The sequence below is a fragment of the Mycolicibacterium anyangense genome, assembly GCF_010731855.1.
Classification (GTDB): domain Bacteria; phylum Actinomycetota; class Actinomycetes; order Mycobacteriales; family Mycobacteriaceae; genus Mycobacterium; species Mycobacterium anyangense.
Genome location: NZ_AP022620.1, coordinates 723,003 through 741,873, shown reverse-complemented (window position 1 = coordinate 741,873; position 18,871 = coordinate 723,003). Strand labels below are relative to the sequence as shown.

At 68.6% G+C, this 18,871-nt stretch carries 16 protein-coding genes; 7 read left to right on the top strand and 9 right to left on the bottom strand.

The window, feature by feature from the left end; all coding sequences use genetic code 11:
* The first annotated feature begins 40 nt into the window (after positions 1-40).
* From G6N35_RS03455 to G6N35_RS03445, 3 genes are read left to right on the top strand one after another with little or no spacing between them, the layout of a single operon-like run.
* On the top strand, positions 41-1,015 hold the full coding sequence (locus G6N35_RS03455; RefSeq protein ID WP_163802979.1) for a proteasome assembly chaperone family protein: 975 nt from the start codon (positions 41-43) through the stop codon (positions 1,013-1,015).
* Positions 1,016-1,047: 32 nt separating this feature from the next.
* On the top strand, positions 1,048-2,070 hold the full coding sequence (locus G6N35_RS03450; RefSeq protein ID WP_163802978.1) for an alpha/beta fold hydrolase: 1,023 nt from the start codon (positions 1,048-1,050) through the stop codon (positions 2,068-2,070).
* 39 nt (positions 2,071-2,109) lie between these two features.
* On the top strand, positions 2,110-2,796 hold the full coding sequence (locus G6N35_RS03445) for a PhzF family protein (RefSeq protein WP_163802977.1): 687 nt from the start codon (positions 2,110-2,112) through the stop codon (positions 2,794-2,796).
* A gap of 5 nt (positions 2,797-2,801) precedes the next feature.
* Here the strand turns inward: G6N35_RS03445 and nrdR are convergent, their stop codons facing one another.
* Both nrdR and G6N35_RS03435 read right to left on the bottom strand, forming a co-directional pair.
* Complete coding sequence (nrdR, locus tag G6N35_RS03440) at positions 2,802-3,266, bottom strand: transcriptional regulator NrdR (RefSeq protein WP_163802976.1); 465 nt, start codon at positions 3,264-3,266, stop codon at positions 2,802-2,804.
* 99 nt (positions 3,267-3,365) lie between these two features.
* Entirely contained in the window at positions 3,366-3,851 is a 486-nt protein-coding gene (locus tag G6N35_RS03435) for a LysM peptidoglycan-binding domain-containing protein (RefSeq protein ID WP_163802975.1), read from the bottom strand.
* A 216-nt stretch (positions 3,852-4,067) separates the two neighbouring features.
* On the opposite strand from G6N35_RS03435, the gene lexA reads away from it, so the two are divergent.
* The gene (lexA, locus tag G6N35_RS03430; protein WP_163802974.1) at positions 4,068-4,766 is read left to right on the top strand and encodes a transcriptional repressor LexA; all 699 of its coding nucleotides are present in this window, start codon (positions 4,068-4,070) and stop codon (positions 4,764-4,766) included.
* 12 nt (positions 4,767-4,778) lie between these two features.
* On the opposite strand, the gene G6N35_RS03425 is transcribed toward lexA, so the two are convergent.
* Both G6N35_RS03425 and G6N35_RS03420 read right to left on the bottom strand, forming a co-directional pair.
* Positions 4,779-6,869 carry an LGFP repeat-containing protein gene (locus tag G6N35_RS03425; protein ID WP_163802973.1) on the bottom strand — a complete coding sequence of 697 codons (2,091 nt, stop codon included), beginning with the start codon at positions 6,867-6,869 and terminating at the stop codon, positions 4,779-4,781.
* Between the two features lie 223 nt (positions 6,870-7,092).
* A complete protein-coding gene (locus G6N35_RS03420) occupies positions 7,093-8,253 on the bottom strand; it encodes an acyl-CoA dehydrogenase family protein (protein ID WP_163802972.1) in 1,161 nt (386 codons plus the stop codon).
* A gap of 117 nt (positions 8,254-8,370) precedes the next feature.
* Between G6N35_RS03420 and G6N35_RS03415 the strand changes: the two genes are divergently transcribed.
* Both G6N35_RS03415 and G6N35_RS03410 read left to right on the top strand, forming a co-directional pair.
* Positions 8,371-10,653 (top strand): molybdopterin guanine dinucleotide-containing S/N-oxide reductase, encoded by a 2,283-nt coding sequence (locus G6N35_RS03415; RefSeq protein ID WP_163802971.1) that lies wholly within the window; start codon positions 8,371-8,373, stop codon positions 10,651-10,653.
* 194 nt (positions 10,654-10,847) lie between these two features.
* Positions 10,848-12,329, top strand: a complete 1,482-nt coding sequence (locus G6N35_RS03410) for a PE-PPE domain-containing protein (protein WP_163802970.1) — start codon at positions 10,848-10,850, stop codon at positions 12,327-12,329.
* On the opposite strand, the gene hflX is transcribed toward G6N35_RS03410, so the two are convergent.
* The 5 genes from hflX to G6N35_RS03385 all read right to left on the bottom strand — a co-directional run bounded on the left by hflX (position 12,326) and on the right by G6N35_RS03385 (position 17,276).
* On the bottom strand, positions 12,326-13,732 hold the full coding sequence (hflX, locus tag G6N35_RS03405; RefSeq protein ID WP_163802969.1) for a GTPase HflX: 1,407 nt from the start codon (positions 13,730-13,732) through the stop codon (positions 12,326-12,328). The genes G6N35_RS03410 and hflX overlap by 4 nt on opposite strands.
* Before the next feature lie 66 nt (positions 13,733-13,798).
* Entirely contained in the window at positions 13,799-14,668 is an 870-nt protein-coding gene (dapF, locus tag G6N35_RS03400; protein ID WP_163802968.1) for a diaminopimelate epimerase, read from the bottom strand.
* 4 nt (positions 14,669-14,672) lie between these two features.
* Positions 14,673-15,617: a tRNA (adenosine(37)-N6)-dimethylallyltransferase MiaA gene (gene miaA, locus G6N35_RS03395; RefSeq protein ID WP_163802967.1), complete on the bottom strand. Its 945-nt coding sequence runs from the start codon at positions 15,615-15,617 to the stop codon at positions 14,673-14,675.
* Entirely contained in the window at positions 15,614-16,300 is a 687-nt protein-coding gene (locus G6N35_RS03390) for a class III extradiol ring-cleavage dioxygenase family protein (RefSeq protein WP_163802966.1), read from the bottom strand. The genes miaA and G6N35_RS03390 overlap by 4 nt, the downstream gene beginning before the upstream one ends.
* A 10-nt stretch (positions 16,301-16,310) precedes the next feature.
* Positions 16,311-17,276 carry a DMT family transporter gene (locus G6N35_RS03385; protein ID WP_163802965.1) on the bottom strand — a complete coding sequence of 322 codons (966 nt, stop codon included), beginning with the start codon at positions 17,274-17,276 and terminating at the stop codon, positions 16,311-16,313.
* Positions 17,277-17,490: 214 nt separating this feature from the next.
* Here G6N35_RS03385 and G6N35_RS03380 point away from each other — a divergent pair, with 214 nt between their 5' ends.
* A complete protein-coding gene (locus tag G6N35_RS03380; RefSeq protein WP_163802964.1) occupies positions 17,491-18,816 on the top strand; it encodes a DUF349 domain-containing protein in 1,326 nt (441 codons plus the stop codon).
* The last annotated feature ends 55 nt before the right edge of the window (positions 18,817-18,871 follow it).

Sequence of the window (18,871 nt, the reverse complement as noted above, 5' to 3'; positions counted from 1 at the left end):
GAGGCGACGACGTTCCCAGACACCGCGAGGAGGCGAAACGATGGCTGACGAGCAAGGACAGCACTATCAACCCGAACCGACCGGGATGTACGAGCTGGAGTTCCCGGCACCGCAACTGTCCTCGTCCGACGGGCGCGGTCCCGTGCTGTTGCACGCACTGGAGGGTTTTTCCGACGCCGGTCACGCCATTCGCTTGGCGGCCGAACATCTGCGCAACGTGCTGGACACCGAATTGGTCGCCTCATTCGCGATCGACGAGCTGCTCGACTACCGCTCGCGCCGGCCGGTGATGACGTTCAAGACCGATCACTTCACGAACTACGACGAGCCGCAGCTGAACCTGTACGCGCTGCACGACAGCGTCGGGACGCCGTTTCTGCTGCTCGCCGGTCTGGAGCCGGACCTGAAGTGGGAAAGGTTCGTCACCGCGGTGCGGTTGCTCGCCGAACGACTCGGGGTGCGCCAGACCATCGGGCTGGGCACCATCCCGATGGCGGTGCCGCACACCCGGCCGGTATCGATGACCGCCCACTCGAACAATCGTGAACTGATCGACGACATCCAACCGTGGGTCGGCGAGGTGCAGGTACCGGGCAGCGTGTCCAGCCTGCTGGAGTACCGGATGGCCCAGCACGGCCACGAGGTCGTCGGGTTCACCGTGCACGTCCCGCACTACCTGGCCCAAACCGACTACCCCATCGCCGCCGAGGCGCTGTTGGAACAGGTGGCCAGGACGACTTCGCTGCAGCTGCCGCTGCGAGCCCTCACCGACGCCGGCGCGGCCGTACGGACCAAGATCGACGAGCAGGTGGAGGCCAGTCCCGAGGTCGCTCAAGTGGTGACCGCGCTGGAGCGACAGTACGATGCATTCGTTGCCGCGCAGGAGAACCGGTCGCTGTTGGCACGCGACGAGGAACTCCCCAGCGGAGACGAACTCGCCGGGGAGTTCGAGCGTTTCCTGGCCCAGCATGCCGAGGACTTCAAGGACGGTCTCACCGACGACGGCGAGACCTGAGGCGAAGTCCCACACCGACAGCGAGGTTGGAGATGCCGCAGCGAAAGCCCAATCTGCAGCCGGTGCGGGAAGTGACGCCCACTCTGCACTTCAAGACCATTCACGGGTACCGCCGGGCCTTCCGGGTAGCCGGATCCGGTCCGGTGCTGCTGCTGATCCACGGAATCGGCGACAACTCGACGACCTGGCACTCGGTGCACAGCAAGCTGGCGCAGCGATTCACCGTGATCGCACCCGATCTGCTGGGTCACGGCCAGTCCGACAAGCCGCGGGCGGACTACTCGGTGGCCGCCTACGCCAACGGCATGCGCGACCTGCTCAGCGTGCTCGATATCGACAAGTGCACCGTGGTGGGGCACTCCCTGGGCGGCGGCGTGGCGATGCAGTTCGCCTACCAGTTCCCCCAACTCGTCGAACGGCTGATCCTCGTCGGGGCGGGCGGGGTCACCAAGGACGTCAACATCGCGCTGCGGGTGGCCTCACTGCCGCTGGGCGGCGAAGCCCTGGCGTTGTTGCGGCTGCCGATGGTGCTGCCCGCGCTGCAGGTGGCCGGCCGGGCGCTGGGTACCGTCTTCGGTTCGACCGGTCTGGGCCGCGACATCCCCGACGCGCTGCGGATCCTCACCGACCTGCCCGAGCCCACGGCCTCCTCGGCCTTCACCCGCACCCTGCGGTCGGTGGTCGACTGGCGCGGCCAGGTAGTGACAATGCTGGATCGATGTTACTTGACGGAATCCGTTCCTGTGCAACTGATTTGGGGCGATCAGGATGCCGTCATCCCGGTCGGACACGCAAAGATGGCCCACGCCGCCATGCCCGGTTCGCAGTTGGAGATCTTCGCGCGATCCGGGCATTTCCCGTTCCATGACGATCCAGACCGGTTCGTCGAAGTGGTGGAGCGGTTCTGCGACTCGACCGCGCCCGCCGAATACGACCAGAACGCGCTTCGACACCTGTTGCGTACCGGGATCAGCGAGCGGTCGGTGACAGGACCACTGGACACCCGGGTGGCGGTCCTCGACGCCATGGGGACCGACGAGCGCAGCGCCACCTGATCGGTGCGCCGCCCCGCGCGAGCGTCGTAGAGTCGGTTCATGACCGTCGACGTCGCCGTCCTGCGGGTATTCACCGATTCCACGGGCCACTTCGGCAATCCACTCGGGGTGGTGGACGCCGCGACCGTGCCGCCCGCCGACCGCCAGCGGATCGCCACCGAATTGGGTTACAGCGAAACGATTTTCATCGACCTGCCGGAGGTGGGCTCGAACACCGCCCATGCCCACATCTTCACCCCGGCCGTCGAGCTCCCCTTCGCCGGTCACCCCACTGTCGGGGCCGCCTGGTGGCTGGGCCAGCGCGGAACGCCGGTGCACACCCTGCAGGTGCCCGCCGGGATCGTGCAGATCGGTCGGGACGGCGAGCGCACCACCGTGCGAGCGCGGGCCGAATGGTCACCGGAGTTCGCGATCCACGACCTGGGGTCGGTGGACGACGTCCTGGCAGCAGACCCGGGTGACTACGACGATGACGCCGAGCACTATCTGTGGGCCTGGGCGGATCGGGAGCAGGGACACATCCGATCACGGATGTTGGCCAACGATCTGGGGGTGCCCGAGGATGAGGCCACCGGATCGGCGGCGGTGCGCATCACCGACTATCTGAGCCGCGACCTCACGATCACCCAGGGCAAGGGATCTGAGTTGTTCACGAGGTGGAGCCCGGAGGGCTGGGTCGTGGTTGCCGGCCGGGTGGCCGACGACGGCCTACGGCAGATCGACTGACCCTGTCAGCCGGAGGTGCCCACCTTGCGATGGGCGCGCAATGCCTCGATCTCGCGCTCGAAATCCTCGGCTGAGCTGAACGACCGGTACACCGAGGCGAAGCGGAGGTAGGCGACCTCGTCGAGCTCACGCAGCGGGCCGAGGATGGCCAGGCCCACCTCATGACTGGGGATCTCCGGTGACCCGGCTGCCCGCACGGTGTCCTCGACCTGCTGGGCGAGCACGTTCAGCGCGTCGTCGTCGACCTGTCGGCCCTGACACGCCCGACGGACGCCGCGCATGACCTTCTCGCGGCTGAACGGCTCGGTCACTCCGCTGCGCTTGACGACGGCGAGCACGGCGGTCTCCACAGTGGTGAAACGCCGGCCGCACTCCGGGCAGGACCGGCGCCGGCGAATGGCCTGGCCCTCGTCGGTCTCGCGGGAATCGACCACCCGAGAATCGGGATGACGGCAAAACGGACAATGCATGACCGCTCCTTCGCCGCCGCAACCGGGTGATGTGAACCACCCAGAGCCTACCTGCGCCGTCCACCGGGGTGCGCCGATGCCGCCCACGGCCGGGTCCGATCAGCCGATGGGGGCGATCAGCGTCTGCCCCGCATCCAGTGCCGCCGAGTCGAGTTTGTTGAGGTCACGGATGCGCTGGACCACCTGCGCCACCGGTGCGTCCGGGGCCACCCGAGATGCCACCTGCTGCAGCGTCTCACCGGCCTGCACCCGCACCACGGCGAGCTGGTCGGGCACCTGCACGGTCGACACCTCCGCGGAGCTGAGGTGGAACAGCGAGCCCAACCACAGCGTGATCAGCGCCGCCACCCCGGCCAGCACGATGGTGACAGTGGTACTGACCGGCTTGCGGGTATGCGCCGCCTGCGACACGCCAATGCCGGTGCCCCGGTAGCGCAGGGGCGCGCCGGCGGGCCGCGCCGGACCCGGCCGCCGAGGACTGCGGGCGCGGACCGGGCGAACCCGATCAGCAGCGCCGGGCTGCTCGGCCGGCCGACGGTACTCAGACGGCCACGCCACCACCTGTCGATCGTCGATGACTGTCATGTCCGCTCCTTCCTCCGATATGCCCGCGGTTCGCTCTTGTGTTCGAAATATACTCGATCATCTGTTCGATACTCGAACATGCGAGCGAGCGTGTCGGAAGAATAAAACGGACCACCGACAAGTTTCGGCGCCCGCCATTCCGATCCACGCGACGCCGGGACGACACGCTCGAACAAATGTTTGATTGTGTCCCCGCATGCGACTACATTCGGCGCTATGAGTGACCGCAGTGACACATCGTCTTCATCGCCGGGTACCGAAACCGCCCGATCCGATTCGGGATTGACCGAGCGGCAGCGGACCATCCTCGAGGTGATCCGCACCTCGGTCACCACGCGTGGCTATCCCCCGAGCATCCGGGAGATCGGCGACGCGGTCGGGCTCACCTCGACCTCCTCGGTGGCCCACCAGTTGCGCACGCTGGAGCGCAAGGGCTATCTGCGCCGCGACGCCAACCGCCCGCGCGCCGTGGACGTCCGCAGCGCGGACGATCTGCCGGCCACACCCGTCACCGAGGTCGCGGGTTCAGACGCGCTGCCCGAGCCCACGTTCGTGCCGGTGCTCGGCCGCATCGCCGCGGGCGGCCCCATCCTGGCCGAGCAGGCCGTCGAGGAAGTCTTCCCGCTGCCGCGCGAACTCGTCGGCGAGGGTTCGCTGTTCCTGCTCAAGGTGGTCGGCGAGTCGATGGTGGATGCCGCCATCTGTGACGGTGACTGGGTGGTCGTGCGTCAGCAGCACGTCGCCGACAACGGCGACATCGTGGCCGCAATGATCGACGGCGAGGCCACGGTCAAGACGTTCAAGCGCACCAGCGGTCAGGTCTGGCTGATGCCGCACAACCCGGCGTTCGACCCGATCCCCGGTAACGACGCGGTCATCCTGGGCAAGGTCGTCACCGTAATCCGCAAGCTCTGACGGCGCCCGGGCCTACTCGGCTTTGTGAAAGCCGTTGGCCTGGGCCAGTTCCTCGCTGGCGAACCACACCTCGGGAATGGTGTGCTCGTAGAGCTCGGAGTCCGGCGTGTAGTACAGGCCGGAGTGGGTGTTGGCCTTGATCACATAGCCTTCCGGCGCCTGATAGGGATCGGCCAGCGGAAGATGAATTGCGGGCCGGGCCTGACCTTCGTCCTCATGGGTGTCGGACTGCAAGTCCTGAGCCGGTTCGAGGGTGACGTCCTCGTCGGGCACCACGGGAACCTCGTCCGGCTCCTCGACAGCCCGGCGGCGACGCGGGGCCCCGATCTCGCCCATGTCCAGACGCCACATCGACTGGGACTCTTCGAGATTCACCGCCGCGTGCCGGCCGGAATCGCTGGCTTCCTCGGCCTCGTACTGGTCGGCTTCCTCGACCTCCGCGTACTCCACGTAGTCCGGGTGGGTGTCGTCGGGATGAGCATCATCGGGTGCGGGTTCGGCCGCCTCATGGTCGACGGGAATCCGGGTGGGCGTGGTGTCGATCGAATCCTGGTCGCCGTCGAACACATCGTCGGGGCCGGGCATGGTCTTGCCACCCGCAGCCGACCAGCTGAACCCGGACGAATCCGGAACCTGGACGCGACTCCCCTCCGGATAGGACGCATAACGCGATGTCTCCGGCTCACCCGGCCACCGATCGTCGTCCTCGTCGTAGTCGGCGTCCTCGAAGTCGTCATCCTCGGCAGCAGCGGCCCGGCGGCGCTGCAGCCACAACAGGCCCAGTGCGATCACGCCGACGAGCAGGATCGCCGGAATGATGACCAGCAGCCACCACCAATGCCAGGCGAAGTTCTTGCCGCCCTTGGTGTCCGACGTGCCGGAAGTCGGCGGTGGGGTGCCGCTGGGCAGTTCGAGGCCCGACAGCTGTCCGGCCAATTCCGGCGGCTTGGTGCTGAAGCTGTCGTTGGACTTGTTGAACGAGATCTCGCCACCGCTGAACTTCTGGGTCAGGGTGTCGCCGTCGGCCGTCTGCTCACCGGTCGGCACACCCAGCGATCCCGTCGCGCCGCCGAGCTTGGCCCAGGCCGCGTTGATCGCTCCGCGGACGACGATCGCCCCGTTGTCCGGCGTCCAGAAGATCACCGGTTTGTCCGGTGCGCTGAAGGCGCTCACCCGGCTGTTGGGGGCGCCGCCGTCGGCCTCGGTACCCGTCGGCAGGCCGAGATCACCCTTCGGGCCGCCCAGCGAGTCGTACTTGGCCAAGATCGCTCCGGTGACCGCATGGGCTCCGGTGGCCGGCGAGTAGAAGATCTTGCCGCCGGCGTAGTCCTGGGCAGTGCCGTCGCTACCGACGCTGTACTGCGCACCCTGGCGAGCGCCCAACGTGCCGGTCAGACCACCGGCCGCACGCCAGGCCTGGTTGATCAGGGTGGTCGGATCGGCGGGGACCTCGACACCGGACAGGTTCGCGGCCAGATCCGGCGGATCGGTGGTGAACACCTTGGTGGCGTTGTTGTAGGAGACCGTCCCGCCGGTGAACTTCTGGCTCACGACGTCACCTTCATAGGTCTCGTCGCCGGTGGGTGCGCCGAGCGTGCCACCGGAGCCACCGAGCTTGTCCCAGGCGGCATTGATGGCACCGCGCACCACCCGCGCACCGGTGTCGGCGGTCCAGAAGATCGCGGGCTTGTCGCTGGCACTGAAGGTGCTGACCCGGCTGTCCGGGCCCAGCAGGCCCGCCACTTCGTCGATGGTCGGGAAGCCGAGATCACCGTCGGCGGGGCCACCGAGCGCCTGGTACTTGTCGAGGATGGCGCCGAACAGCAGATGGGCCCCGGTCGCCGGGGTGAAGAAGATCTTGCCGCCGCTGAAGTTCTGGGCGAAGCCGTCGCCGATCGAGTAGACGTCGCCGTCCTTGGTGCCTACCGGGGACCCGTCGCCGCCGGCGGCCTGCCATGCCTGATCGATGGCCGCGTTGGCCGCATCGCTTTCCGGTGACGCCACCGCAACAGGGGCTACCAGCACCGCCGCCGCAGTCGTCGCGACCACGGCGAGCGCCAGTCGCCCGACGCCTCTGGTGAGGCGACTTCCAAGCCAGGTCATGTAACTTCCCGCCGTTCCGGTCAAGATTCCTCTAGTTATAGTCCGCGTCAACTGTGCGTCAGCAGATCACGACACGCGGCTATATCCGAGATACGGCACGCACAAACACCCGAAAACAGCACAAAGTCGTGACAAAACCGCAGGAGACGTCGATTCGGACGCCAGACAGCACACAGCCCGGGCAAACCGCCCGGGCTGTGCCGTCGAAGTCGCTGCGAGCCGGTTAAACGCCCAGGCTACGCCCGATGATCTCCTTCATGATCTCGGTGGTCCCGCCGTAGATGGTCTGCACGCGGGCGTCGAGGTAGGCACGCGCGACGTTGTACTCACGCATGTAGCCGTAGCCGCCGTGCAGCTGCAGGCAGCGGTCGATGATCCGCACCTGGGCTTCGGTGGTGTACCACTTGGCCATCGCGGCCTGCTCGGCGGTCAGCTTCTCGTCGAGGTGCAGCCGGATGAATTCGTCGGTCATGATGCGCACCGCGGTGGCCTCGGTGGCCAGCTCGGCCAGCAGGAAGCGGCTGTTCTGGAACGACCCGATCGGCTTGCCGAAGGCCTTGCGCTCCTTGGTGTACTGGATGGTCTCCTCGAGCACCGCCTCAATGGCAGCGGCGGCCATGATGGCGATCGAGATGCGCTCCTGGGGCAGGTTCTGCATCAGGTAGATGAAGCCCTGGCCCTCTTCGCCGAGCAGGTTCTCCACCGGAACCTTGACGTCGGTGAACGACAGCTCGGCGGTGTCCTGAGCGTCCAGACCGATCTTGTCGAGGTGACGGCCACGCTCGAAGCCCTCCATGCCGCGCTCGACGACCAGCAGCGAGAAGCCCAGGGCGCCCTTGTCGGGGTCGGTCTGGGCGACCACGATCACCAGGTCGGAGTTGACGCCGTTGGTGATGAAGGTCTTCGACCCGTTGAGGATGTAATGGTCGCCCTGCTTGATCGCGCGGGTCTTGATGCCCTGCAGGTCGCTGCCGGTGCCCGGTTCGGTCATGGCGATCGCGGTGATCAGCTCACCGGTGCAGAACTTGGGCAGCCAGCGCTGCTTCTGCTCCTCGTTGGCCAGGCGCAGCAGGTAAGGCGCCACGACGTCGTTGTGCAGCGAGAAGCCCAGGCCGCTGTAGCGGCCGGCCACGGTCTCCTCGACGACGATGGTGTTGTAACGGAAGTCGTCGTTACCGCCGCCGCCGTACTCCTCGGGTACCGCCATGCCCAGGAAGCCCTGCTTGCCCGCCTCCAGCCACACCCCGCGGTCGACGATCTTCTCCTTCTCCCACTGATCGTGGTACGGCGCGACGTGGCGCTCGAGGAAGGCGCGGTAGGACTCACGGAACAGTTCGTGCTCCGGCTCGAACAGCGTCCGGTCGTACTTGACGGCAGTGCTCATGGATAGACCTCCGAGGAATCGCTGCGGGTACTTGCCCACGAGGATAGACCAACCGAGTGGTTGGTCGAGAATCGGCTCCGTCGGGCGGGCAAGCTAGCCGCACCTAGACTTTGTGCCATGGGCCGAGCCCCCACGAGCCTCACCCACTGGGGCGCCTTCAGCGCCAGCGTCACCGACGGTGAGATCACCGCGGTCGCGCCCATTCCGGGCGATGCCGACCCTTCTCCCCTGCTGGGCAACATTCCCGGATCGGTGCGCCACCCGTCGCGGATCGCCACCCCGGCGGTGCGGCGCGGCTGGCTGCACGACGGGCCTGGCCCGAGCAGTGCCCGTGGCGCCGAGGAGTTCGTGGCCGTGAGCTGGGACGAGCTGACCGAACTGCTGGCCGGCGAACTGCGCCGGGTCGTCGACGCCTACGGCAACGAGGCGATCTACGGCGGCTCCTACGGCTGGGCCAGCGCCGGCCGCTTCCACCATGCCCAGAGCCAGGTACATCGCTTCCTGAAGATGCTCGGCGGCTACACCTATTCCAGGCACTCCTACAGCCTGGGCGCCACCGGCGTGATCATGCCGCGGGTGGTCGGCACCCACGACGACCTGTTCAAGCGGTCGACGCAGTGGAACGTCATCACCGATCACACCGAGGTACTGGTGTGCTTCGGCGGCATCAACCTGAAGAACACCGGCATCAATCACGGCGGCACCACCGACCATCCCGCGCGCGCCGCGCTGACCCGGTTCCGGAACAAGGGCGGCCGAATCGTCTCGATCAGTCCGTTGCGCTCCGACATCGACGGGGACTGCCAGTGGCTGCCCGCCAGGCCGGGTACCGATGTCGCCATCATGCTGGCGCTGGCCCATGTGCTGGCCACCGAGGAACTGGCCGACCGCGACTTCCTGCAGACCTATTGCACGGGGTACGACCGGTTCGAGCGCTACCTGCTGGGCGTCGACGACGGGGTGCCCAAATCACCGCAGTGGGCCGCCCAGATCTGCGGTCTGGACGCCGACGATCTGACCGCGCTGGCCCGGCGGATGGCCGCACACCGCACCATCGTCACGGTCAGCTGGTCATTGCAGCGGCTCAAACACGGCGAGCAGGCGCCGTGGATGGGCGTGACGCTGGCGGCGATGCTCGGCCAGATCGGGCTTCCCGGCGGGGGTTTCGGGCACGGCTACGGATCGATGAACGAGCCGGGCCTGCCACCACTGCGCTGCCGATTGCCTTCGCTGCCACAGGGATTCAATCCGGTGCAGTCATTCATCCCGGTCGCCGCGATCAGCGACATGCTGCTGCACCCGGGTGAAGAGTTCAGCTACAACGGTCAGACCCTGACCTACCCCGACATCAAGTGCGTGTACTGGGCGGGCGGAAATCCGTTCCACCACCACCAGAATCTGCCGCGGCTGCGCCGGGCGCTGGCGCAGGTCGACACCGTGGTGGTACACGACCCCTACTGGACGCCGATGGCCCGGCATGCCGACATCGCCGTGCCCTCGACCACCGCGTTCGAACGCGACGACTTCTCCGGATCCCGCAACGACCCGCTGCTGGTGGCCATGCCTGCACTCACCGAACCGCATGCCCAGGCCCGCGACGACTACACCACGTTCTCGGCACTGGCTGGCCACCTCGGCTTCGGCGATGAGTTCACCGAGGGGCGCAGCGCCCGGCAGTGGCTGGTGCACATGTACGAAAAGTGGTCGGCAGAAATCGATTTCGCAGTGCCCGATTTCGACCAGTTCTGGGCCGATGGGATGGTGCGGCTGCCGGTCGAGGACGGCCTGACCCTGTTCGCCGACTTTCGCACCGACCCGCAGGCACATCGACTGGGCACCCCCAGCGGGCGCATCGAGATCTTCTCCGAGACGATCGACGGCTTCGGCTACCCCGACTGCGGCGGGCACCCGCGCTGGTACGAGCCCACCGAATGGCTCGGCGGTGAGCGGGCCGTGCGCTACCCGCTGCATCTGATCGCCAACCAGCCGGCCAGCCGGCTGCACAGCCAGCTCGATACCGGGGCCACCAGCCGGTCGACGAAAGTGCAGGGCCGCGAACCGATCCGGATGCATCCGTCGGACGCCGCGCAGCGCGAGCTGGCCGACGGAGATGTGGTGCGGGTTTTCAACGACCGCGGCGCCTGCCTGGCCGGCGTGGTGCTCGACGACGGGTTGCGGCCACAGGTGGTCCAGCTGTCCACCGGCGCCTGGTATGACCCGCTGGATCCCGCTGACCCGGATTCGCTGTGCGTCCATGGCAACCCGAACGTGCTGACCGATGACGCCGGGACTTCGGCCCTGGCCCGCGGATGTACCGGTGCTGCGGTGCTGGTGGAGGTGGAGAAGTTCCGCGAGCCGCTGCCACCGGTGCGCGCCCATCAACCACCGGTCGTCACCTGACCTTCGCCCTTGCCACCGACAGCAATCCCACGCCGAGCACTGGCTGTTGACCCCGAACGGCGCCGCCCGGCCGATTCACAGGCTGTGCGCTATGTCAGGACTTTTTCTCAGCTTATTCTCACGTTTTCCTGATGTCGGCGCACCCCGAGTGCGACGATGCCAGCAAGCTGGAGAATCGTGAAAAGAGTTTGCTGATGCGTCAATATGTGAAGGGTGCCGCCCGCAGTGTCGCGGTCGCAGTGGTGGCGATCGTGGCGACCGTGGCCGCTGCCCTGGGCGCGACGATCACCGCCGCCGTCAACCTCGCAGCCATCGCCCTGATCGTCCCGGGCACCGGCACACCGAACCCGGCGGTGCCGCCGCAGGGCACCAACTACATGCAGAACGCGGTGGCGTACTACATCGCGCCGAAGGCGCCGTCGTGCGCGGTGTTCTGCACTCCCGAACCGGTCCCCTATATCGCCCAATTCTGGCCGTTCCCGTTCCCGGGATGGGGCGGGCTGAGCGGCGCGAAATGGAACGTCTCGGTGGCCAGTGGCGTGCAGAGCCTCAACGATCAGATCGGTGCCGTCGACCCCGCCGATGACATCGTGATCTTCGGCTATTCGCAGGGTGCAACGGTGTCCAGCATCGTCAAACGCCAACTCGCCCAGGACAACGGTGGCGTGATCCCCGACCGATACTCGTTCGTTCTGATCGGAAACCCGAATCGGCCCAACGGCGGCCTGTTCGAACGGCTCGCCGCATTGGGCACGGTTCCGATCCTGGACGCCACGTTCGGCCAGCCGACACCCACCGACACCACCGTGCTGCCCGCGGTGAACACCACCGACATCGCATTCCAGTACGACGGGGTGGCCGACTTCCCGAAGTATCCGATCAACCTGCTGGCCGATCTGAACGCGGTCGCCGGCTTCTGGTACATCCATGGCACCTACCTGGCACCCAAGGGATCCGACCCGGCCACGGCAACGCCCTACGGATACACCGTGCCCGAACTGGAGCAGGCCATCGACTGCAGTCACAGCCCCAAGAACTGCCAGACCTACAACGACACGCTCTACATCACCATCCCTGCCAAGACGCTGCCGATCATGCAGCCACTACTGGACTTCGGCGCCGCGACGGGCACCACCGCCCTGATCAAGCCGCTGGTGTCGTTGATCTCACCCGTCACCCGGGTGCTCATCGAAACCGGTTACGACCGAAGCAATTACGGCGCTCCCTCACCCTTCGGACTGATCCCGGCTATCAACCCGATCACCCTGACCGCCGATCTGGCCAGCGCGGTGGGCCAGGGTATTCACGACGCGCTGGGTGATCTCGGGGGCTCACCGACGCCGAGTGCACCGTCGGCGCCCTCCTCGCCGGCAGTCACCCTCGCCGCCGCCACTGCAACACGCAACGGCCAGGCGGCCGCCAAGCCCACCGCCACGGACCCGGCCGAACCGAAGGCCTCCCAGATCCGGGGGTCGATCGCGGCGTCGGCCAAACCTGTTCGGCCACAGTCACATTCACCGGCAAATGCTTCCGTGACCGACACAGTAACCGATCCCAAGAATGCTATCGGCAGCCTGGAACCCAAGCCGGCCGGTGCGGCGCCGTCCACCGAGAGGTCCACAACCACGGCAGCCTCGGGGCGTGGCGGCGCGGGCGCCACCGCGGCAGCGGCCTAAGTCGCGTACTCGCGCAGGCCGGCGGCCAGGGCTGCAGGCACTCGGGCCTTCAACCGGGTTCCGGCTTCGGTGTGCTCGGTGGCGTCGACGTGGCCGTCGTTGTGCAGTCGGGCGACCAGATCACCGCGGTCATAGGGAATCGTCACGTCGACGGTGACCTCCCGCGGCTCGACCAATTCACCGAGCCGGACGCGCAACCGGTCCAGACCCTCGCCGGTGTGCGCGGAGACGAACACCGCACCCGGTAGGGCCCGGCGCAATTGGGCCAGGGTGAGATCAGCGGCGGCGTCGATCTTGTTGACCACCAACAACTCTGGAGCGGGGGCGGAGTGATGGTCGTTCTGCACCTCGCGGATGACCTGGCGCACCGCCTCGATCTGGGCCATCGGGTTGGCATCGGAGCCGTCCACGACATGTAGCAGCAGGTCTGCGTCGACGACCTCTTCCAGCGTCGAGCGGAACGCCTCGACCAGCTGGGTCGGCAGGTGCCGCACGAAGCCGACGGTGTCGGTGAGCACGAACTGCCTGCCGTCGTCGAATTCACCACGGCGCGTGGTGGGTTCGAGGGTGGCGAACAGCGCGTTCTGCACCAGCACCCCAGCCCCGGTCAGCGCGTTGAGCAGGCTGGACTTGCCGGCGTTGGTGTAGCCGATGATCGCTACCGACGGCACGTCATTGTGCAGCCGTCGGCTGCGCTGGGTGTCGCGGACCTGCTTCATGTCCTTGATCTCGCGGCGCAGCTTGGACATCCGCTCACGGATACGCCGCCGGTCGGTCTCGATCTTGGTCTCGCCGGGACCGCGGGTGCCCACACCACCGCCGGCCCCGCCGGCGCGTCCGCCGGCCTGCCGCGACATCGACTCACCCCAGCCACGCAGTCTGGGCAGCATGTACTGCATCTGGGCCAGCTCCACCTGTGCCTTGCCCTCGCGGCTGCTGGCGTGCTGGGCGAAGATGTCCAGGATCAGTGCGGTGCGGTCGATGACCTTCACCTTGACGACCTTTTCCAGCGCGTTGAGCTGCGCAGGGCTCAGTTCGCCGTCGCAGATCACCGTGTCGGCGCCGGTGGCAATGACGATCTGGCGCAGTTCGGCGGCCTTGCCCGAACCGATGTAGGTCGACGGGTCCGGCTTGTCTCGACGTTGGATGAGCCCTTCGAGGACTTCCGAGCCGGCGGTCTCGGCCAGCGCGGCCAGTTCGGCAAGGCTGTTGTCGGCGTCGGCGGCGCTGCCCTCGGTCCACACCCCGACCAGCACCACGCGTTCCAGGCGCAGTTGGCGGTATTCGACCTCGGAGACGTCAGCGAGTTCGGTGGACAGCCCGGCTACGCGCCGCAGCGCAGCACGGTCCTCGAGTGCGAGTTCGCCGAGACTCGGGTCGGCGGAGGGATCAGGTGTGGTCATAACTGGTACCGATGGTGTCACGCACACCCAACGTCGCGCACCTCAATAACGTGCCCCGCCCCGCGCTCAGCGCTGCGCCGTCCACCAGGCGTCGGCCAGCTCACCGGTAGCCACCAGCACCGACGGTCCGCGCAGGAAGCTGGTGGTCTCGGTGACCTCGACACTGACCACACCGCCGGGGATCTGCACCCGCAGCACACCAGTGGGCGCGCCGAGATGATCCAGGGCAGCCACCGCGGCCGCGACGGTGCCGGTGCCGCAGGATCGGGTCTCCCCCACACCGCGTTCGTGCACACGCATGGACACCGCTCCACCGACCGGCGGGGTCAGGACTTCGACGTTGACGCCCTCGGGGAACTGCCCGCGGTCGAACCGCACCGGTGCGGCGACGTCGAGCGCGGCCAACTCCGCCTCGGTGAGGGTGGGATCCAGGCAGGCCAGGTGCGGGTTACCGACATCGATCCCAACACCGGTGAACACCCGGCCGCCGACGGTGGCAGTGCCGGTCCCGAGCCGGTTGATCTTGCCCATCTCGACGGTGACTTCGGCGTCGACGGCGTCGGCGCGGTGCACCACCACCGGACGCGGGCCGGCAAGCGAGCCGACCACGAACTCGTCGCGCTGCTCGAGGCCGCTGGCCCGAAGGTAATGGGCGAACACCCGCACCCCGTTGCCGCACATCTGGGCGAACGAGCCGTCGGCGTTGCGGTAGTCCATGTACCAGTCACCGGCGTCGACACCCTCGGGAAGCCGCTCCAGCACCCCGGCGGCCACCACGGCCCCGGCCGTGGTCACCCGCAGCACACCGTCGGCGCCCAGCCCACGGCGGCGGTCGCACAGCGCCTCGACCGCGGCAGGTGCCAAGTCCAGGCGGGCATCCAGGTCCGGGAGCAGCACGAAATCGTTCTGCGTGCCGTGCCCCTTGCTGAAGATCACCTGATCAGGATACGTCGCGCCACCGCGCGATCACCTCATCGGCAAGCCCGGCCGCCGCACCGTCGAGCCACCGGACGCGATGGTCCCGGCGGAACCAGGACCGCTGGCGGCGCACGTAGCGGCGGGTCCCGATGAACGTCAGCTCGTGCGCTTCGGCGAGTTGCCCGGCCGTCCCGCCGGCATCCAGCGCGGCGATCACCTGCGCGTAGCCCAGCGCCCGGGCCGCCGTCACCCCGTCACGCAGTCCGCACTCCAGCAGCGTGCGCACCTCGTCGACCAGTCCGTCCTCGAACATCACGTCGGTGCGCGCAGCCAGCCGTTCGTCGAGAATCGCAGTGTCCCAATCCAATCCGACGATCATCGCGTTCCACCGCGGCGCCCCGATCCGTGGTGCCGAAGCCGCGAACGGCTGGCCGGTCAGTTCGACGACTTCCAGTGCCCGCACGATCCGGCGTCCGTCGGTGGCCAGGATCGCGGCGGCGGCGGCCGGGTCTCGGGTGGCGAGTTCGGCATGCAGCGCGCCGACTCCGACCTCGGCCAGCCGCTGTTCCCAGCGGGCCCGCACCTGGGGGTCGGTGGCCGGGAAGGCCCAGTCGTCGAGCAGCGACTGGATGTAGAGCATCGAGCCGCCGACGATCACCGGGACATGCCCCCGCCCCGCGATGGCCTCGACGTCGGCGACGGCAGCCTGCTGGTAGCGCGCGACGGTGGCGGTCTCGGCGATGTCGAGGACATCGAGCTGGTGGTGCGGGATGCCGCGGCGCTCGTCGACGGGGAGCTTGGCGGTGCCGATGTCCATCCCGCGGTACTGCTGCATGGCATCGGCGTTGACGATCTCGCCGCCGAGCCGTTCGGCGATGTCGAGCGCGAGCGCGGACTTGCCGGTGCCCGTCGGCCCGATCACCGCGATCGGGCGCGTCGACTTCCCCGGGTCGCTTAGCTGCGTCACGGGGCCCAGAGGCCGACGAAGTAGCCCACCCCGTACGGCGCGCCGCGCACCAGTTCCTTCGCCGAGCGCGGGCCGGACCCGGCCAGGCCGGCCAGCACCTGGTAGGCCACCCGGCCGACGATCCCGGCGGGCGCCTCGGCCAGCGCGACGGTGTCACCGACGGCCAGCGCGTCGTCGAGAGCGGCCTGCACCGGCTCGGCATCCGGGTCGTAGCCGCCGGGAGCCGGCGGTGTGAGGGTGTTGGCACCGTCGGCGACCACCAGCACCCCGACCGGCGCGGGGCGGCTGTCCAATTCGGTGCGCAGCGCGCGGCCCGCCGCCAGCGCGGCCTGCGCGTCCAGGTCGCTGGGGTACACCCGCACCTCGGCGCGGGCAGCCGGGTTGGCCTGCCCGCGCAGCCAGCCGGTGAACAGCGCACACAGCGGTAGCGCACTGACCGTGGCAGGGGCCTGCGGTGACAACGCAACGGGGATGTCGACGCCGTACCCGGCGAAGGTGCCCGCGGTGTCCGGGCCGATCGCCGCGGCCGTGGGGCCGATGCCGATCGCGACCCACTCCTCGGGCAGCGCGGCGACCGCGGTCAGCGCCGCGTCGCGGAACGCCGCCACCTCGGCGGCTGCCGCGTTTGCGAGCTCAGGCACCAGAACGGGGGCGGACGGGGTCAGTGCGATGGCCGTCAACACGCCACACACGCTAGCGCGCCGCGGCTTCCCCGGGTGCCGTCGCGGGCTGGCGGGCGGGCGCCTCGCCGCGGGCCAGCGCCACCGTCGCGGCGATCATGACCACGACGGCCACCGCGAGCACGAACCAGCCCGCCTCACCCGGCCGCAGCGTTTCCCCGAGCACGAAGATGCCCAGGATCGATCCGACCATCGGCTCGCTGACCGTCACCGCAGGCAGCGAGGCAGCCAGCGCCCCGGCCCGGAAGGCCGACTGTTGCAGCGCGGTGGCGGCCACCGCGACCAGCGCCCACGGGTAGAGCTCCGGAGTCTTCAGCAGCGCCCAGATTCCGTCGGCCACCCGGTCGACGACAGCTTTGGTGAGCACGGCGAACAGGCCCCACAATGAGCCGGAGACCACCCCGAGCAGCACGGCGGCCGCCGGCCTGCCGCTGCCCTCTCCCGGGTCGCTGCGCTCCTGCCCTCCGCTGCCCTTTCCCGGGTCGCTGCGCTCCTGCCCTCCGCCCAATAACCGCGCCCCCACCAGGCACAGCACCAGCACCGGGCCCAGGGTGGCGGCCACCCACGTCCACAGCTCCCAGCCGGCCCGCGAGTGGCCCTCGGTCGGATTGCCGACGGTAACGATGACCGCGACGGACCCCGCCAGCAGCACCGCCCAGATCCACTGCCAGCGGGTCACGCTGCGACCGGCATAGCGGGCGCTGATCGGCAGCGCGAACAGCAGCGAGGTGACCATCAGCGCCTGGACCAGCAGCACCGATCCGAAGGCCAGTGCGGCGGCCTGGAACGCGAATCCGCCGCCCGCGACCAGACTGCCCAGCCACCACTTCCAGTCCTTGAGCAGGCGCAGGAACAGCGCGACGTGACCTACGGGTTCGTCGGTCACGGTCTGCGCCGAACGCTGCTGGATGACGTCGCCGATGGCCACGCACAGCGCCGCGCACAGGGCGAGAACGGTGGCGATATCCGCCTTGTTCATGGTCTCCCTCCGGTGCTCGGAGTGGTCAGATTGCCCGGCTGTGCACGCCGTGTGCAAGCGGGACGGGCCAACCCGGGGGCATTGGGGAGGCCGACCTGGTTCAATACGTTCGAGGAAGGCTGACCTCAGTGTGGCCGACCTTCGTCAGCATTGGCGCCGCGTCGCGCGGCAGAGGCGCGGGAACCACCGCGCGGAGGGTAGGTGAGGCGAGCTCATGACGATCGACGAAACCAACGGCGGCGAATCGCCCAAGCCGACTCCACGCCCGGGACCGGCCCGACCGGTTCCGCGCCCGCACCAGCCGGCTGCGCCGGTGGTCGCTCCCCCGTCCAGTGACCCGCACCGGTTCGGCCGGGTCGACGACGACGGCACAGTCTGGTTGATCACCTCCGCCGGTGAGCGCTCCATCGGGTCGTGGCAGGCCGGTGACCGCGAGGCGGCGTTCGCCCACTTCGGCCGCCGCTTCGATGACCTGGCCACCGAGGTCACCCTGATGGAGACCCGACTGGCATCGGGTTCCGGCGACGCGCGCAAGATCAAGGCGGCCGCCGCGGCCTTGGCCGAAACTCTGCCCACCGCAAGCGTTCTCGGTGATGTCGACGGGCTGGCCGATCGACTGGCCGCAATCCGGGATCACGCCGAGGAGACCGCCGCCGCCGACCGGGCACGGCGCGATGAACACCGCGCGACCCAGAGCGCCCGCAAGGAGGCGCTGGCCGCCGAGGCCGAGGAGCTGGCAGCCAATTCCACGCAGTGGAAGTCTGCGGGCGATCGGTTGCGCGCGATCCTCGACGAGTGGCGCACCATCACCGGCCTGGACCGCAAGACCGACGACGCGCTGTGGAAGCGATATTCGGCCGCGCGCGAGACGTTCAACCGCCGGCGCGGCTCACACTTCGCCGACCTCGACCGCGAACGTGCCGGGGCCAAGCAGGCCAAGGAGAAGCTGTGCGAGCGGGCCGAGGAGCTGTCGGGGTCCACGGACTGGGCCGCCACCTCGGCTGCGTTCCGGGATCTGCTGACGCAGTGGAAGGCCGCCGGGCGGGCGGCCAAGGATGTCGACGACACCCTGTGGCACCGGTTCAAGTCCGCGCAGGACACCTTCTTCGCCGCGCGCAACGCCATCAGCGCCGAACGTGACGCGGAGTTCACCGCCAACGCCACCGCCAAGGAGGCGCTGCTGGCCGAGGCGGAGAAGATCGACACCAGCAATCCTGATGCGGCCCGGGCCGCGCTGCGCACGATCACCGACAAGTGGGACGCCATCGGCAAGGTGCCGCGGGAGCGGCAGGCCGACCTGGAACGACGGCTGCGCGCGGTGGAGAAGAAGGTCCGCGACGCCGCCGATTCGGGGTGGACCGATCCGCAGGCCCAGGCCCGCGCCGAACAGTTCCGCGCCCGCGTCGAGCAGTTCGAGAAGCAGGCCGAGAAAGCCGAGGCGGCCGGGCGCACCAAGGAGGCCGCCGAGGCCAGGGCCAGCGCCGAGCAGTGGCGGCAGTGGGCCGACGCTGCGGTCGAGGCGCTGGGCAAGAAGCGCTAGCGGGCACGCGCCGAGATCGACGTCATGGCGCGTCGCTCTCGGCCTTCGCCGCCCA

Bases quoted from the DNA above. Each gene is read 5' to 3' on its own strand.
- G6N35_RS03380 (WP_163802964.1), top strand. From the start codon at position 17,491: ATGACGATCGACGAAACCAACGGCGGCGAATCGCCCAAGCCGACTCCA.
- G6N35_RS03435 (WP_163802975.1), bottom strand. From the start codon at position 3,851: ATGACAGTCATCGACGATCGACAGGTGGTGGCGTGGCCGTCTGAGTAC.
- G6N35_RS03420 (WP_163802972.1), bottom strand. From the start codon at position 8,253: ATGAGCACTGCCGTCAAGTACGACCGGACGCTGTTCGAGCCGGAGCAC.
- hflX (WP_163802969.1), bottom strand. From the start codon at position 13,732: ATGACCACACCTGATCCCTCCGCCGACCCGAGTCTCGGCGAACTCGCA.
- G6N35_RS03385 (WP_163802965.1), bottom strand. From the start codon at position 17,276: ATGAACAAGGCGGATATCGCCACCGTTCTCGCCCTGTGCGCGGCGCTG.
- G6N35_RS03455 (WP_163802979.1), top strand. From the start codon at position 41: ATGGCTGACGAGCAAGGACAGCACTATCAACCCGAACCGACCGGGATG.
- G6N35_RS03425 (WP_163802973.1), bottom strand. From the start codon at position 6,869: ATGACCTGGCTTGGAAGTCGCCTCACCAGAGGCGTCGGGCGACTGGCG.
- G6N35_RS03410 (WP_163802970.1), top strand. From the start codon at position 10,848: ATGCGTCAATATGTGAAGGGTGCCGCCCGCAGTGTCGCGGTCGCAGTG.
- G6N35_RS03445 (WP_163802977.1), top strand. From the start codon at position 2,110: ATGACCGTCGACGTCGCCGTCCTGCGGGTATTCACCGATTCCACGGGC.
- G6N35_RS03415 (WP_163802971.1), top strand. From the start codon at position 8,371: ATGGGCCGAGCCCCCACGAGCCTCACCCACTGGGGCGCCTTCAGCGCC.
- G6N35_RS03450 (WP_163802978.1), top strand. From the start codon at position 1,048: ATGCCGCAGCGAAAGCCCAATCTGCAGCCGGTGCGGGAAGTGACGCCC.
- lexA (WP_163802974.1), top strand. From the start codon at position 4,068: ATGAGTGACCGCAGTGACACATCGTCTTCATCGCCGGGTACCGAAACC.
- nrdR (WP_163802976.1), bottom strand. From the start codon at position 3,266: ATGCATTGTCCGTTTTGCCGTCATCCCGATTCTCGGGTGGTCGATTCC.